15 protein-coding genes are annotated in these 14,975 nt (G+C 38.0%); 6 read left to right on the forward strand and 9 right to left on the reverse strand.

Annotated elements, in window-relative coordinates; translation table 11 throughout:
- Positions 1–14 precede the first annotated feature (14 nt).
- The 3 genes from ACIQYG_RS00805 to yqfC are packed head-to-tail and all read right to left on the reverse strand — an operon-like array spanning position 15 to position 2,468.
- Positions 15–977: a PhoH family protein gene (locus tag ACIQYG_RS00805; RefSeq protein ID WP_034308506.1), complete on the reverse strand. Its 963-nt coding sequence runs from the start codon at positions 975–977 to the stop codon at positions 15–17.
- A 3-nt stretch (positions 978–980) separates the two neighbouring features.
- Positions 981–2,168, reverse strand: a complete 1,188-nt coding sequence (gene yqfD / locus ACIQYG_RS00810; RefSeq protein WP_402835070.1) for a sporulation protein YqfD — start codon at positions 2,166–2,168, stop codon at positions 981–983.
- A gap of 15 nt (positions 2,169–2,183) precedes the next feature.
- Complete coding sequence (gene yqfC / locus ACIQYG_RS00815) at positions 2,184–2,468, reverse strand: sporulation protein YqfC (RefSeq protein WP_034308511.1); 285 nt, start codon at positions 2,466–2,468, stop codon at positions 2,184–2,186.
- Between the two features lie 102 nt (positions 2,469–2,570).
- Here yqfC and ACIQYG_RS00820 point away from each other — a divergent pair, with 102 nt between their 5' ends.
- The 4 genes from ACIQYG_RS00820 to ACIQYG_RS00835 all read left to right on the forward strand — a co-directional run bounded on the left by ACIQYG_RS00820 (position 2,571) and on the right by ACIQYG_RS00835 (position 6,727).
- Positions 2,571–4,088, forward strand: coding sequence for a recombinase family protein (locus ACIQYG_RS00820; RefSeq protein ID WP_402835071.1), 1,518 nt, complete (start codon positions 2,571–2,573; stop codon positions 4,086–4,088).
- Between the two features lie 153 nt (positions 4,089–4,241).
- A complete protein-coding gene (locus ACIQYG_RS00825) occupies positions 4,242–5,273 on the forward strand; it encodes a hypothetical protein (protein ID WP_402835072.1) in 1,032 nt (343 codons plus the stop codon).
- A gap of 154 nt (positions 5,274–5,427) precedes the next feature.
- The gene (locus ACIQYG_RS00830; RefSeq protein ID WP_402835073.1) at positions 5,428–5,970 is read left to right on the forward strand and encodes a hypothetical protein; all 543 of its coding nucleotides are present in this window, start codon (positions 5,428–5,430) and stop codon (positions 5,968–5,970) included.
- A gap of 328 nt (positions 5,971–6,298) precedes the next feature.
- On the forward strand, positions 6,299–6,727 hold the full coding sequence (locus ACIQYG_RS00835) for a DUF4367 domain-containing protein (protein WP_402835074.1): 429 nt from the start codon (positions 6,299–6,301) through the stop codon (positions 6,725–6,727).
- A gap of 120 nt (positions 6,728–6,847) precedes the next feature.
- Here ACIQYG_RS00835 and ACIQYG_RS00840 read toward each other — a convergent pair whose 3' ends face one another.
- Positions 6,848–7,669, reverse strand: coding sequence for a hypothetical protein (locus ACIQYG_RS00840; protein WP_402835075.1), 822 nt, complete (start codon positions 7,667–7,669; stop codon positions 6,848–6,850).
- A complete protein-coding gene (locus ACIQYG_RS00845) occupies positions 7,670–8,116 on the reverse strand; it encodes a hypothetical protein (RefSeq protein ID WP_402835076.1) in 447 nt (148 codons plus the stop codon).
- A 348-nt stretch (positions 8,117–8,464) separates the two neighbouring features.
- On the opposite strand from ACIQYG_RS00845, the gene ACIQYG_RS00850 reads away from it, so the two are divergent.
- A complete protein-coding gene (locus ACIQYG_RS00850; RefSeq protein ID WP_402835077.1) occupies positions 8,465–9,304 on the forward strand; it encodes a DUF5677 domain-containing protein in 840 nt (279 codons plus the stop codon).
- Positions 9,305–9,405: 101 nt separating this feature from the next.
- Here ACIQYG_RS00850 and ACIQYG_RS00855 read toward each other — a convergent pair whose 3' ends face one another.
- Positions 9,406–10,518: an RES family NAD+ phosphorylase gene (locus ACIQYG_RS00855; protein ID WP_402835078.1), complete on the reverse strand. Its 1,113-nt coding sequence runs from the start codon at positions 10,516–10,518 to the stop codon at positions 9,406–9,408.
- A 489-nt stretch (positions 10,519–11,007) separates the two neighbouring features.
- On the opposite strand from ACIQYG_RS00855, the gene ACIQYG_RS00860 reads away from it, so the two are divergent.
- On the forward strand, positions 11,008–11,568 hold the full coding sequence (locus tag ACIQYG_RS00860) for a recombinase family protein (protein WP_402835079.1): 561 nt from the start codon (positions 11,008–11,010) through the stop codon (positions 11,566–11,568).
- Positions 11,569–11,850: 282 nt separating this feature from the next.
- Here ACIQYG_RS00860 and ACIQYG_RS00865 read toward each other — a convergent pair whose 3' ends face one another.
- The 3 genes from ACIQYG_RS00865 to ACIQYG_RS00875 are packed head-to-tail and all read right to left on the reverse strand — an operon-like array spanning position 11,851 to position 14,682.
- Positions 11,851–12,345, reverse strand: a complete 495-nt coding sequence (locus ACIQYG_RS00865) for a hypothetical protein (protein ID WP_402835080.1) — start codon at positions 12,343–12,345, stop codon at positions 11,851–11,853.
- A gap of 22 nt (positions 12,346–12,367) precedes the next feature.
- On the reverse strand, positions 12,368–13,357 hold the full coding sequence (floA, locus tag ACIQYG_RS00870; protein ID WP_402835481.1) for a flotillin-like protein FloA: 990 nt from the start codon (positions 13,355–13,357) through the stop codon (positions 12,368–12,370).
- Between the two features lie 50 nt (positions 13,358–13,407).
- A complete protein-coding gene (locus ACIQYG_RS00875; protein ID WP_402835482.1) occupies positions 13,408–14,682 on the reverse strand; it encodes an NfeD family protein in 1,275 nt (424 codons plus the stop codon).
- Between the last annotated feature and the right edge of the window lie 293 nt (positions 14,683–14,975).

Consider the following 14,975-nt stretch of genomic DNA (forward strand, 5'->3'; position numbering starts at 1 on the left):
TGGCGGATTTTTTCTTATGACTTCGCCTGCTCGTAAGCAGTGATGATTTTGGCGACAAGCGGATGTCTTACTACATCACTTTGTTCAAAATAAACAAAGGAAAGGCCTTTAACATTCTTCAATATCTCTTCTACCCGGACAAGACCTGACTTCATACCTTTTGGAAGGTCAATCTGGGTCCGATCTCCCGTAATGACCATTTTCGATCCGAAACCAAGCCTGGTCAAGAACATCTTCATTTGGGCTTCCGTCGTATTCTGGGCTTCATCCAAAATGACAAAGGCATCTTCAAGCGTACGCCCCCTCATATAAGCCAGGGGAGCTATTTCGATCGTTCCGCGCTCTATCATCCTTTGCGTCTGTTCCATCCCTAGGAGGTCATGGAGAGCGTCATACAACGGCCTTAGATAAGGATCTACCTTTTCCTTCAGATCACCAGGCAGAAAACCAAGGCTCTCCCCTGCTTCGACGGCAGGCCGTGTCAGGATGATCCGTTTAACATGTCCATTTTTCAAAGCATTGATGGCCATCACTACAGCAAGATAGGTCTTCCCGGTTCCGGCAGGCCCAATTCCAAATACAAGATCCTGTTTCTTTATTGCCTGGATATAGTATCTCTGCCCGATTGTTTTGACTTTAATGGATTTCCCCTTAGCCGTTTTAGCGATTTCCTCATCATATAATTCACCGAAATACTCCAATGTGCCTTTTCTTGCCAATTCAATTGCATAAAGCACATCTCTGGAACTAATCGCAATTCCTTTTCTGACCACTGTCAATAATGCCTTGAGGATTTCCTCCCCCATCGTTACCCGCTCGATATCCCCGGCAACACTCACCGCTTCGCCCCGGGTTATGACGGAAATGCCAAGTTCCTCTTCGAGCACTTTTACATTTGAATCTCCATTGCCCAATAAAGCGATCGCCTCATTGGGTGATTCGATTTCGAGCTTAATTACTTTCACATCATCTGCCATTCGTTAGTCTCCTTGAATGATTGGCTGTCCAATCGCTATATCTTCAATAACTTGGTAATGTATAGATAATTTAACTTTACCATTCTCCATGCTTTCGTGCAAAATTTTTTCCTCGACGATTTCATCTTCCTCGTCTAAATGTTTTTTTAATTCCGCTTTAGCCATTTTCCTGCCTTCCTCAACGGCTTCTTTCTCCGTATAACTTCGTACAATATCTTCCTTGCTCCTTAAGGTCACTTGTTTATAAGAAATAGGCAATTCCCATTGAAGAAAGTGAAAAGGCCTCACTGTCGTTTCCTTTTCCTGTTTTTCATATCCCGGATCCTTGAAACCCCATACCGGAAGGGAAAAGCCCCCCATTTTCAAAAAGTGCTTGCTCGTTTCATCCCCGTTAAAAACAGAAAACTTGGTTTTTAACGGAACCTCCACTTTCGCTTTATACCACGTTTTCCCTTTTATTACTCCCTTTGCGGATACAATTTCCTGTTTATCCTCTTTTCCAATCAACCCTGATACAAGAAGTTGTCCTTTTCCTACATAATCATTCACATTAACAATAGATTGTCCTTTTTCAACGAACATATCAGTGATGATCGCTTTTTTTGATGCTACCAAATTCTGTGGAGATGTTTTCTCGACCTCTTTAGGCTGCCGTTTTTCCACAACCCGAAAATGATATGTCGTTCCCTTTAGCTCAACCCCCACCCATGTCAATGCACCAATCCGGTCCGACAGCTTACGCTGAATCGTATCCACATCATCAACAAAGAATTGCACTTTACCGATCTTCACGCCCATCTTGTCCAATTCTTTCCGGATGGCATGCTCGGTTGCCGGTTTGGCATCTTGAACCTCAATGCCCCATACCATATTGGAAAGCACGAATATGCAAAGCAGGAAAGCGATCATCCCCGCTAAAAACCCGCTGTTTTTCATGACTCTCTTCATCAGGAAAGGGAAACCCTTTCCCTGCATGAATTTTACTTTACAATCACTCTTACGCATGACCTGACGGAGTTTGGGGATATCCCTGATTTCCATATGGAAAATCAGGGCTTCACTTCCGACACGCTTCACTTCCCAGATATGAAGCCCCCTTCTCGTCAGCATATTAATCAACCGTTCTGCACCTTTTCCATAAGCCTTCACCTTTACATAGCCTGTATAATAGTTTGTCCATTGGTTTTTCATGGAGACCTCCCGGGATCATTCATTGATAAAATAAACCTTGTCAATTTTGCCTTCGAGCATGATTTCTTCCGGCAAAATCGTCTTTATGACAAAGGCATTTCCCTTTATCAGCAACTGCCCATTTTTCAGCATCAACCGTACTTCGCTGTCTGTGAAAGCCAATAAGCCACGATGGTTTTCAATATAAATATGTAATTGTCCGATCATTGTAATTCGCGGCAGGTCCATCATGACATCTTGCGGAAGGTCCATTGTTTTGGTCATAAGCTGTTTCACTTTTTTTCCCCAATTGCGTGCCATAAAAAAGAACCCCCTTTCATCTCAATGTATGAGATTACTTACAGACTGTAGCTATGATATAATTTAATCTTAATACCATACTATTCTATAGGAGTTCATAACATGCTAATTAAAACGGTAGCCATCTATAATCGAATCTCAAGGGATAATAATGAATCTGAAGATGTTCTACTCAATCACAGAACAATTACTACAAGATTATGCGAATCAAAATCATATAAGTACACGTTATATGAAGAGATTGAATCGGGAGGCAAATTTGAAGAGAGAAAAGTCCTATTACAATTACTTAAAGATATTGCACAAGGCTTGTATGATGGACTAGTTGTAGTCGAACTCAGTAGGATTGCTCGTGATAATCTCTATTCACAAATGATTGCAAAGGTATTAGAAGAGAATGATGTACCCATCATCACTCCAAGCAGAATATTGAATCTGAACGATGAATCAGACCGTTTTATCTTTGATATGGAATCAATGATATCAAGTAAAGAGTTAAAAACCATCATTCGCAGAATGAGGAACGGTAAAATAGAAGGTGTAAGACGAGGTCAATGGGTGCAAGGTGTCCCTCCCGTTGGATACAAACGAGGGGACGACAAGAAGCTTGTAATAGTTGAATCAGAAGCTAACCTTGTTCGACAGATATTCAACTATGCTGAGAACGGTAATGGAATCCCCACGATCGTAAGAAAGCTAACTGGACAAAAAACGAGAACTGGTAAAGCATTCACTTTAACTTCTATTAATACCATACTTAAAAATGAAACCTACACAGGAAGAATTATATACAATGTTAAAGATAAGAAAGGGAAAACCACTGAAACAATTATCTCAAAGAATGCTCACGAAGCAATCATTAGCAAGGAACAATTCATTACAGTACAACAAGCTGTCAGAGGGCGAGTAAGCGGTGATTTAGAAGTTCGAAACCGTTCTAGGGGCAATGTGATATCTATATTAAAAGACCTTGTATACTGTATGGAATGCGGTTCGAAGATGGGAATGAAGAAGGATTCCAAACAAGCTAATACAATCTATCTCAAAGCTTGTAAATGCGGAAATAGGGGCATTGTAGAAAACAAATTGCTAGAACAATTCATTACTGATTTTGAATTTTTGGAAAGGTTCTATCGTGATGAATGGCAGAAGGCACTTGAAATCCCTAAAGTTGACTCAAAAGATAACCTAGTACAAGCTATAAAGGAAATTGAAAAAACACAGGGTAAATTGAAAAAGCGACTTGCGGGATATATTGAAATGCGTGCAGACGGAGATTTAACAAGGGAACAGTTTCATGATAAGAAAGCAAGTACAGAAGCTGAATTGCAGCGTTTATCTGAGACCATTGATGACCTACAAGAGAAATTGCAATCATTAGACATAGAAGCCTTAAGCAATCAATATGAAGCTAAATTGGAGCGGATAATGCAGTTCCATACAACCTATCAAAGCGGGGAATTAGAAGAATGTAACAGGCTGTTAAAGCTGATAATTAAGAAGGTTAATTACGTAAGGGTAAATGAAAGAATTGAAGTTACAAGTCCATTAGAAGGATATTATGAAGTTGAACAAGGTGATTTTGTTGATTTGTCTATACACCCAAAGGATATCCTATGAAGTATGAACAATGGTATCCTTTAGCTTAACAGTGATTGACAGTATGTATTGATTTGCTCCTGAGTGCATCTAAATTACTGATATGATTTATTGTTCCACTTAGTTATAAGTATGATAACCTCACAGTAAAAACAATGGATTAAGGGTGATAAATTGAGTAGTAACGAAAAAGAGGTATATAAGCAATTCATACCCATTGATATGAGAACCATTCAAGATAAAAAAGATGGAGTTAACTATGAGTTTACATCCACTGCGGTCAATGAAGAAAGAACCGAGGAATTTAAAGCCAAATATAACTTAACTTTCGAAGAAATAACCCCACATTATGTAAAAATAGAATGGAATCTTGAACAACTAAACAACGAAGAACAATTAGAGAAAAAGTATCCCTTCCTCTATAGAATGATTAAACGTAGAGTACACTTCTTAACAACATTAATTGAGTATTCAAGAGAAAAAATAGTTAGTCCCGTAGCACGAAATGAAGGGAACTACTATTTTTTTGCATCATCAAGATACTTAGCAAAATACTTTAGTAGTTACAATACGTGGAATCGAAACATTTCAATCTTTTGTACGGTAGGGTTATTGAACAAAATCAAATACGATGAAACTAATAATCGAATGACAGAGCGTAGAGCAATTAGTCAAACAAAAGCATTAGCCAAAAAAATGGGTATAGACTATAAAAAGCTGTCACCCATCAATTTTTACACTATCCCTCTTTACAATGATGAATTGTTGACTGAAGCAAATCGAAGAGCCAAACTCCTTATAGATAATAATTTTCGTGCAAATGGATTCAGCAAGTTCTTCTTAATAAGGGTATTTGGACAAGAGTTTGCAGATTCAGTATTCCATGATGAACGCTATATATCAGAGTACAGTCAATATGTTCAAACTCAGATTGAGAGGTTTATCTTAAATGATATCGATCGTCACGGGTACACAACTAAAGACAGAATATTAAGGTATGTACAAATAGATTACTCTCAACTGCAACCTTGGGAATATGGATTTAATAAAGAAAAGCAGAACAAAAAGGCAATATTAAGCAGAGAATTTGATAGGAGCATATCTGAAATTAAGGAGAAGTATACCTTAGAGTACAAAAAGGCTAATAAGGAATTGAAGGAAAAATTTAACTTGAAATCAAGTAAAACCATCATCTTTAAAAATTAGGCTCTGTTAAAGGATGTTGTTGATATTCTTGACGAACTAACGAGGCAGGCAACAAGCATAGTGTACTCGTACTGTGCTGTATTAAAGATAAACACTACTTAATAACTCATATCTTCAATGCTTCAGGGCATCTTATTTAATAATAAGAAAGGGCGTGATTGTTATTAGGTTATTAAGATTATTTGTCCTATGTATTCCTTTTTACTTCACATTCACTGGAACAACTTACGCAAGTAATGACAGTAAAGAGTTTGAAAAGTCGCTTTCTGAAATTGGTTACACTTCAGTACATCAAGCTTTACAAGATAGTAATAAGCATTTTAATCATACTATTTCTTTGCCTATTCAATTACCTCCAGTACCGTTCACTCATAATTACGGCAGGTTTAATAACCCTAAAGGTAAAATCAATGATGGCTTTGAGGTTGAATACTTTAATAAAGGCCTCTCTGAAAACCACTATATGATTCGGGTTAGACCAGTTGAAAATAGAATTAAATTTAAAAAAGGTTTTATTGACCAAACTTTCAAATTAAATGATGGAAATACTGCCATATATAGTGCCAAGGCTTCTAGTGTGATTAACCTTTTAATTTTCGAAAAAGATGGATGGCAATATATGTTAAGTGTTGATAAGAGAATTTCTGATAAAGTAACATCAGAAACATTGGTGGAAATTGCAAATTCTGTAAAATGAATTACCAAATTAACAAAGCCAAAAATTAAAGCAGCCATTCGGCTGTTCTCTTTTCCGCTCTTTTAGAACGTATGTTCGAATTCACTATGAATTAGATTAATGGAGCAGATGATTGGACTTGGGTTGGTTTCAAGACATGATACGGCAAGCTAATAAAACCAGTCTTTTATTTTGTTTTCGCAAAAAGCTATATTGATTGTAAAGCATTGTACTTAAACGGGGACTGAACGGAGAAACTAATACAGAAATTTTCAATTAGAAATGAGGAAGTAAAATGGTATTTCTTATTCGTTTATTCATTGCCCTAATCCTGTTAGGTAGTAGCCCAATGACAACCACGGCTAAAGAAATTAAGTATAATCACAACAGCGTAACGATTTCAGAAATAAAGAAAAAGGTTGACTTTACCGTTTTGACTCCCAAAAAGATTCCTGATTATTGGACATTAGATACCAAAACTACTCCTTGGATAATGCTACATTATATGGACAGCAACGATACAAAGCTAATGGTTGCTATTCATCAGAGTAGAGGTTCAACATTATCAGAAGCCGAATTACCCCCTGCTCAGCAAGTTGATATTAATGGAAATAAGGGTTATTTTTTAAAGTGGGTAGATAGTGGAAATGTGGATAATAATGGGGAAATCATTACTGGTGGCTTACTTCGTTGGATTCAAGATGGAACGTACATAGAAATGAATAGTTCAAGATTATCGGAAGAAAAAATGTTAGAAATTGCAAGGTCAATGAAATAGGTTTGTAAAATAACGTGTGCTTTAGTTAATCATTACAATCAATACAAAAGCTTGAGGGTAGTTTACATCCTCAAGCTTTTTTCTGTATCTACTACTATTTCAAGATAGGCTTTTCCATATTTAGAATTGTATGTTCCCAAATGCTTGAATAACCTTATCCATTTGGGAAGCTAAATAAGAAGCATCCTCTACAGCAGGTCTTATTTTGCTTAAAGACTCCTTTGCTCTACGGATAACAGATGGTTTTGGTTGGTTTCCAGCTTCAATAGAATTTGTTGCTTCTTCCACAAAATCAATAGCATCTTCTTTATCAGTGGCATTTTCAATTTTTGTTTCCTTCAAAATGGCAATGAGGTCTTTAGCCAACGTTAGAAGTTCTTCATTACCACTTTGATTGTTCGTTTGGTTAGCTTGAATATTTCCTGTTTCAGTAAAGTTGAGTTGCCCAACGTTTCCATGTACTAATACTTTTGCATTTGGTTTTTCATCAATACCCAATTCGATCGCCTTCTCTTCCAAATAGTCTGTTATATGATTTACTAATAGCTTTACAACTTCCCTGTTAAACTCACGAATACTGTCAGAAATCTTTGCACCACGGTACATTGCATAACTACGTGAAATAGTATCGTATCTGTCAAAATTCTCCGTGGCGTATTTTAAAAGCTGATAAATGAAAGCTATTTCTTCATTTACTTTTATTGGAATGTTAAATTTATCATGATAGTTCCGTTGTTCTATTATTTCCTTCATATCAAACTCTAGAACATTGTTTTTACTTATAAAGTCGGACAGGATTGGCTCACTGTCTATGTTCGAAATAAACCTTATAGCTAACCTCATTGCTTCATTTGTATTTTGAGCATTGAGTAAATCCCCTGCAGTTCTTCTGAATTGCCTAGATATTAATTTGAATTCTTTTACATCGATGATTTTTTCCAATTAATTCACCCCACAATATGGACAAAACGGCTTTATTGTCTTAGACAATAGTGAGAGTTTTGCATTTCTATTACAGCATATGAACTCAATTTGCTCCAAGTCGTCATTCTCATACAATGCCCTTGGTTGTGTAATTGGTAACGACTTGCCTCTTTTAAAAGTTATGTTCTTGCTCTTCTTTGCAGTTTTCTCTAAGCCTTTAAACATGTCATTCAACATATCCATTGCTTCGTTCATAACAAGTGTCTCTGCATGTTCTAATATATCATCAGTGTAGTATGAGGAAATGGGACTTGGTAACCCACAATTGGGACAAAACACCTCAAGAACATCATCTTCTTGAACTTCGTTTGTTTTCAGTTTGAATTCTTCACTGCATAAAGAGCATTTAAAAGAACTAAAACCCTCAATATCACTTTGTTTTGAAATGACAAAGTTCTTTCTCATTTACACACCCACTCCCAGTTTTTGCCTCTCTATAGTTAATTATAATACAAGTAATAAAGTTTGAGCAGTTTTTCGTAAAATCAATCCCCTTATAAACTCCCTTGATTTCACACCAAACTAATAGATGACAGTTCTAACAAGAAGGTAAGCTACGATCGTGGCTTGAAAAATTCAAATTCATTATCAACAAAAGGACAGATTAGTTCAACAAACAACTTAATACATGGTGCTTTATGGTAAAGTTAAAGTTGTGGATGGGGTTGAGTTAATTGACGAAAATTCCCCTTGTTAACTGCTTTAGATAAGGCTGTGGTATTGGGGAAGCCATTACAACAAGGAGGATTCTGAGTGAGTTTATTTGATGAAGTTCTGAAAACAAATATTGAAGACTGGACTGAATATCCAGTCCTTAATACATTGAGTAAAGCGATATTAGCTGGTCAACAAATTCTAGAATTGTGCGCTAGTAAAGATAATTTAAAACACCATGATGTAATCATTATTTCGATGTATAGAAAGGTACTAGAGCAAGCAGATGGCTTATTTATTCTTCTAGACCATGAATCAAACAGTGCAGCCACCTCAGCAATTAGAACATTGTACGAAACATTTATTGGTATACAATTCATTTTTGAAAAAGAGAACTTATTGCCAAATCGTGCAAACTCATACTATGTTGCTTACATGCACGAACAATTAACATGGGCAAAAAATGCAGCTAAATACGACGAACTCTCAGATGTATACTCTTTAGAAGAACTGAAAGAAAGAGTAGCAAATTTCAAATCCTCTTTGTCAAAAGAACCGTTGAAATCTGTAAATAAAGTATGGCATAAAGAAAAAGCAAAGTTAGAAAAGAAAAACAAACATTTTCCTCCCAAGTGGTATAGTCTCTATGGGGGTGCAAGTAGTTTTACTCAATTAGCCTCAAGATTTGAAGGCACGCATCCTTTATTGTATTCAGGCTATTCATTAGAAAGCCATGGATATACAGCACTACAGAATATTTTAACTGACGAAGAGACAAAGAAACAATTCCTCGCACCACTTAGATATCGTCATTCTGGTTATGATACCTCCTGCCTTCTTGGCAGGAGTATTGTAGATTGGTGTTCATCTTTAATTGTTATTCGTTATTGTCCCGAGATTATACTTGAGGTTGATGAATTCTTTACCTCTAACCGCTAGAAACTGTGAGTCTAACAAGAAGGTAAGCAACGATCGTGACTTACCTTCTTGCGTTCGTTATACGGTTTCCTTAACCTTGACTTTTAACTTCAACTTCAATCCTAATATGCTTCAGAAAATACATATCGTATTTGTTCAATTTTTATGAGTTCTGTAGCAGTTACTTCTACATTTTCTTGCGTAAAAAGAACCACATTTTGCGACGTACCTAATGAACTATCAAATATAATACCATCGTAACCCTCATTTTTAATAAACTCAGTAACGTATTGTGTTGCAATGTATTCAAGATAAGAATCACTTGGCGAAATTGGTTGAGACATTTCAGAACTGAGATTATTAAAGAATTGAAGTTGGCTTATTGCTTCATCAACATTTTCACTTTTCATATAATCAAATAAACTTTTGTCATTAAAAACCGAAAAGTTAATGGTATTTAGACTCTCTTTTAAGTTGAATGTTGCTATCGTTATTAATGCTCCGCACGAAGGTCTTACTTCAGCTATTGCAGTTTCCTCACTACCTGCTAAATAAAGATAAGGTATTCCATCTGGATTGGCTCTTCCTGCCCTCGCTCGGTGAATTGGTGGCATTCCCATATCAAACAAATTTGCAGCGTGAGGGGCAGTTTTACCATCTGCGCTACCAACTCTTGCTCGAAAAAGAGTATTTTCTTTATGTACCAATTTATAAAACTCCCAAGGGGGGTTAGACAACAATTTTTCAATTTCAACTGGAAGTGAATTAATAAATCTATTCTGATGTTTAACTGAGTTTTTGTACTTATACCACTCATTAGTTAAATGGTTGTAGTCAGAATTAAATACGTAATACCCCTCGTATTTCATGCCATGGATTTGGCATAACTTAATCAGTAACGTATCATCCGCAGTGGAATTTGAAAACAGCTTCCATTCCCCTATAGTAGAATACAACGTTTTACTTGTTATACCTTGATTTTCTATATACATCTTTTTAAATAGACTAAACATCTTTGCAAAAATTTCATTGTCCAAGTATAAACACTTTTCATCAATTTGTTTGCAAAAATCGCAATTACCTATAAAACCATTTTCATTTATGTAACTCCAAAAACCATCGTCTTCAAAACAGTTAACACAGCATTTTTTCATTTCCTCACCCGACTTCCCAATGATTACCAAACCATATGGTATACTTTTAACCTTGAGGTAGAAATTACCACTAAGGTTCATTATAACACGCTCGGAGACGCTTATAATGGCATAGGGTGAGGTTTTGCACCTTTCCCCCTTATCATTTATATCTGAACGTGGTGTAAGCCTGCTACAGGATAGTTTGTTTGATGATTTGTATATCGGAAACCGCCCTTACTCACATACACTCAATCGTTTATTGTTCGATACGATGCAATTAATAGGGATGTTAAACATTCATAAATCATTAAATGTGATAGAAAAACACTTATTTTGTTCGATAGCAATCATCGAATGAATTTTAGTCCTAGATAATGAATCACTGCCATTCTTTTAGCAGGGTGTTCTTGGAGTAAAGATTACTGTTTAGAATCGTAACTGAATAACTACCCTTTTATCGTATTGTTTTTGATTAAAGTGCAAATACTTGAAAGTTATTGCACCTTTTTAATGACCTTGCTATAATAAGCATCAAGAGGTGCAATAACTTAGTGCAATAAATGAATGATGAAAAGTGAGGAATTAATAATGAAATATGGATATGCAAGAGTTTCAACAATTGCACAAGATTTAGAGGTTCAAATCCAAATGTTACAAGCAGAAGGATGCGAGGTTATATATAAGGAGAAGTTCACAGGTACTAAAACAGATAGACCTGAGTTCAACAAGGTGCTTGACGTATTACAAGAAGGCGACACATTAGTCGTCACAAAACTAGATAGATTTGCTAGGTCGGCACTTGAAGGTATTCAAACGGTTAAGGCGCTATTTACAAGAGGTGTAAAGGTTCACATTCTTAATATGGGACTGGTTGAAAACACCCCAACAGGCAGACTGATTTTCAATATATTAAGTTCATTCGCAGAGTTTGAACGAGATATGATTGTAGAACGAACTCAAGAAGGTAAAGCATTGGCAAAACAACGTGATGATTTCAGAGAAGGTAGACCTAGAAAACACTCCAAGCAACAAGTACAACACGCATTAGAATTGTTAAAGACTCACACATACAAAGAAGTTGAAGCAATGACTGGAATAAAGAAGCGAACACTGATTAACAGGAAGAATGAACTAGAAGCAATGCAATAATAAAAGACTCCTCAAGGGGTCTTTTATTTATGTTGAAGATACGGGGGGTATATTTCAACATTTTCACTGGTGTCTTGGGCAGGATAACCCCATAGTCGGTTCATCCACACGCCATAATAAATTCATTCTTTCTGTAGTTAGTGTAAAGATAAAAAGAACCCCCTTTAAAACATCTCATATGTATGAAATGAAAGAGGGTTCTAGCACAAAATTATAAGTGAATGAAAGTCTATTTTTTCATGCTCATTTAATGACGGTCTAAAAAAAGCCCGGGGCTCCGAATCACCTTCTGGACCTATGAAGACTTCTCTTCGCTCTTGGCGGTCCCAGCACTTCTGACATGATGATGCCATCAATCAGCTGCTTTTTGCCAAAAGACGGTCCTTTGCGATAGACCGGACTGTTATTATCAGAAATCGTTGATGTAAGTTGATCCGCCTTCGCTTTTTGATGCAAACGCTCTTGATCGTACTTCTGCTGCAGCCGTCTAAGCTCCGCAATCCTTTTGTTCGCTTCGTTCTTCGTTTCATCGATCACTTCTGCAGCCTGAGCTGCCTGCTGTTCGACTTTCCTTACGGGAGCAGGTGCAGGTCTTTGCTGCTGATTCCCTTGCTGCATTTCACCTTGAAGCTCCTGCATTACCTCCTGCCATTTCTTTTTCGGAGGCGTGTTAGGATCTTGAGGCTGTTTTTTCTTTCCTAACATGGATGATAAAATACCGATCAAGACAATGATAAGGAATGGGTTCTCGAGAAAGAAATCAATAAAATCTCCCATTTAAAGACCTTCCTTCCCTGACCTAATTATTATTATGGTTATTGTTGTTATCTTTTGGATTGTCTGATATTTTACTGATGGAATCGCGCATATCCGTATCGGCCGTGATATTTTGGATATTCATATAATCCATCACTCCAAGGTTTCCGCTTTTCAGTGCATCGGCCATGGCCAATGGAACTTCCGCTTCGGATTGTACAACCTTCGCTCTCATTTCCTGAACACGGGCAACCATTTCCTGTTCAAGCGCAACAGCCATTGCACGTCGTTCTTCGGCCTTTGCCTGGGCTATTTTCTTATCGGCTTCGGCTTGGTCCGTCTGTAATATGGCCCCGATATTTTTACCGATATCCACTTCAGCGATATCAATGGATAGGATTTCGAATGCCGTTCCTGAATCCAACCCTTTCGATAAAACCGTTCTTGAAATCAAATCGGGGTTCTCCAGTACATCCGTATGCATTTTCGAAGCACCGATCGTCGATACGATCCCTTCACCTACACGGGCAATGATCGTCTCTTCACCGGCACCACCGACCAGGCGTTCAATATTGGCTCGGACCGTGATCCTTGCCTTCGCTTTCACTTCAATACCATTCATCGCCACACCAGAGATGAATGGAGTTTCGATAACTTTCGGGTTAACGCTCATTTGAACGGCTTCCAGTACATCACGGCCAGCAAGGTCAATAGCTGCACCCCGTTCGAAAGGCAGCACGATATTGGCACGTTCTGCAGCAATTAATGCATTTACCACTCGATCGACATTACCGCCTGCAAGGTAATGGCTCTCCAATTGATTCGTTGAAACATTGATTCCAGCCTTATGGGCCTTGATAAGAGGGTTGACGACCCTGCTTGGTATAACACGGCGAAGCCTCATCCCAACTAATGTAAATATGCTGATTTTGACTCCTGCCGCTAAAGCAGAAATCCATAACATTACTGGTACGAATGTGAAAAACACTGCCAATACGATGATAGCAGCAATCACTGCCAGTACAATAAATATCGTTCCTGAAGTTATCACTAAATGATTCATCCTTCCTGTATCTTTTGATTTTAATTTGAATCCGGAATTTCCCGGACGACTACCCTTGATCCTTCAACTTTAACGATAATGATTGTCGAACCTTTGGAAATAAAACTTCCTTCGGACACGACATCCACTCTTTCTTCTTTGACCAAAGCTGTACCTGAAGGCCTCAAATCTGTTAGGGCCTTCCCTTCTGCACCTAATAAATCCAAACGATTCGGATTGCTGACATATCCTTGTTCCGTTTTTGTTGCATCGGTTAATATCATTTTCCTGAAAAATTTCATCTGTTTTCCAAACACCTTTACAAGTAGGATGAATACCAAAATGGATACGGTGACCGCAATTAGCAAGGAGATCGTCATATGGACCGGATCACCTGTCGCGAGGAACAGACTCCCCACTATCGCTGTAAACCCGAGCAGCCCGATAATCCCCCCTGGGATAAAAAATTCAATTAGTACGAGAATGACCCCAATGATGAACATCGCTAACGATTCGTATCCGGTGATACCAGCGACAAGGTGACCATAGAAGAATAAGACAAGACTGGTGATTCCAATGACCCCCGGAATTCCAAAACCAGGTGAAAACAATTCCATCACAATCCCGATTCCCGCTATCGTCAATAAAATGGGAACGACTATCGGATTGGTCAAAAAGCGGGCAAGTTTCTCAGGGAAGCTTTCTTCGATTGACCGAATATCAGCATCTTCAACTCCAAGTATACTATACAGCTCCGCTTTCCCAGAGACGGTGCCTTCACTATATCCAGCCTTTTTTGCCTGTTCGGCTGTAAATGTCAGCAACTTCCCTTTTTCAGCTCCATATTCGGGTAGATCGATGTCAACATCCGCCATCGCCTGGGCGTATATGGGATCACGCCCATTTTGTTCAGCGGCAGTTTTCATGGCAGCCAACCAATAAGATTGCGCTTTCTTACCTGCAGCGTTCCCCGTTGAATCAATAACAGCCGCAGATCCCATGGTGGCACTCGGAACCATATAGATCTCATCTGCACTTAGAGAAATGTATGCCCCAGCAGATAAAGCCCTGTTATTGACGTAGGCAACTGTCTTGATTGGTGAATCGGACAGTAACTTTGCAATTTCCCCTGCTGCATCCACAGCACCTCCAGGGGTATTCACCTCGAAAACGACAAGATCTGCATCAGCTGCTTCAGCAGTGGTCAGTGCGCGTTCCAAAAAGGCCGAGAGTCCCTTTTCCACCGTCTCTTCAATTGGTACATGGTAAACGATCTTCTCGTTTGCAGATACCGTCGAACCCCCAAAAGAAGACATGGTGAACAGCAATCCAAATAAGAGTACAGATAAATAACGCCAAATTTTCAACGGAACGCCCCCTTTCCCGTATTAAACGCGGTAAGCGCCCCTATACCCAGGAACCTACCAATAAATTCAGCCCGCAACTAAAATTCGAATAAGGAGCAAATGAAGCAACCCTTTACCCTGTTCTTTAGTTATTACGTATGTATATGAAAAAGGTTTCAAAAAAAGCAAATAAAATTAAAAGTGCCCCTATTATCTTGGCTTCGTTTCAATAATATACGCATAAAATTCATGAAATACACAAA

The sequence above is a fragment of the Peribacillus sp. NPDC096622 genome (genome assembly GCF_044762665.1).
GTDB classification, from domain to species: domain Bacteria; phylum Bacillota; class Bacilli; order Bacillales; family DSM-1321; genus Peribacillus; species Peribacillus frigoritolerans_B.

Bases quoted from the DNA above. Each gene is read 5' to 3' on its own strand.
- ACIQYG_RS00805 (WP_034308506.1), bottom strand. From the start codon at position 977: ATGGCAGATGATGTGAAAGTAATTAAGCTCGAAATCGAATCACCCAAT.
- yqfD (WP_402835070.1), bottom strand. From the start codon at position 2,168: ATGAAAAACCAATGGACAAACTATTATACAGGCTATGTAAAGGTGAAG.
- yqfC (WP_034308511.1), bottom strand. From the start codon at position 2,468: ATGGCACGCAATTGGGGAAAAAAAGTGAAACAGCTTATGACCAAAACA.
- ACIQYG_RS00820 (WP_402835071.1), top strand. From the start codon at position 2,571: ATGCTAATTAAAACGGTAGCCATCTATAATCGAATCTCAAGGGATAAT.
- ACIQYG_RS00835 (WP_402835074.1), top strand. From the start codon at position 6,299: ATGACAACCACGGCTAAAGAAATTAAGTATAATCACAACAGCGTAACG.
- ACIQYG_RS00845 (WP_402835076.1), bottom strand. From the start codon at position 8,116: ATGAGAAAGAACTTTGTCATTTCAAAACAAAGTGATATTGAGGGTTTT.
- ACIQYG_RS00855 (WP_402835078.1), bottom strand. From the start codon at position 10,518: ATGAACCTTAGTGGTAATTTCTACCTCAAGGTTAAAAGTATACCATAT.
- ACIQYG_RS00860 (WP_402835079.1), top strand. From the start codon at position 11,008: ATGAAATATGGATATGCAAGAGTTTCAACAATTGCACAAGATTTAGAG.
- ACIQYG_RS00865 (WP_402835080.1), bottom strand. From the start codon at position 12,345: ATGGGAGATTTTATTGATTTCTTTCTCGAGAACCCATTCCTTATCATT.
- ACIQYG_RS00875 (WP_402835482.1), bottom strand. From the start codon at position 14,682: ATGTCTTCTTTTGGGGGTTCGACGGTATCTGCAAACGAGAAGATCGTT.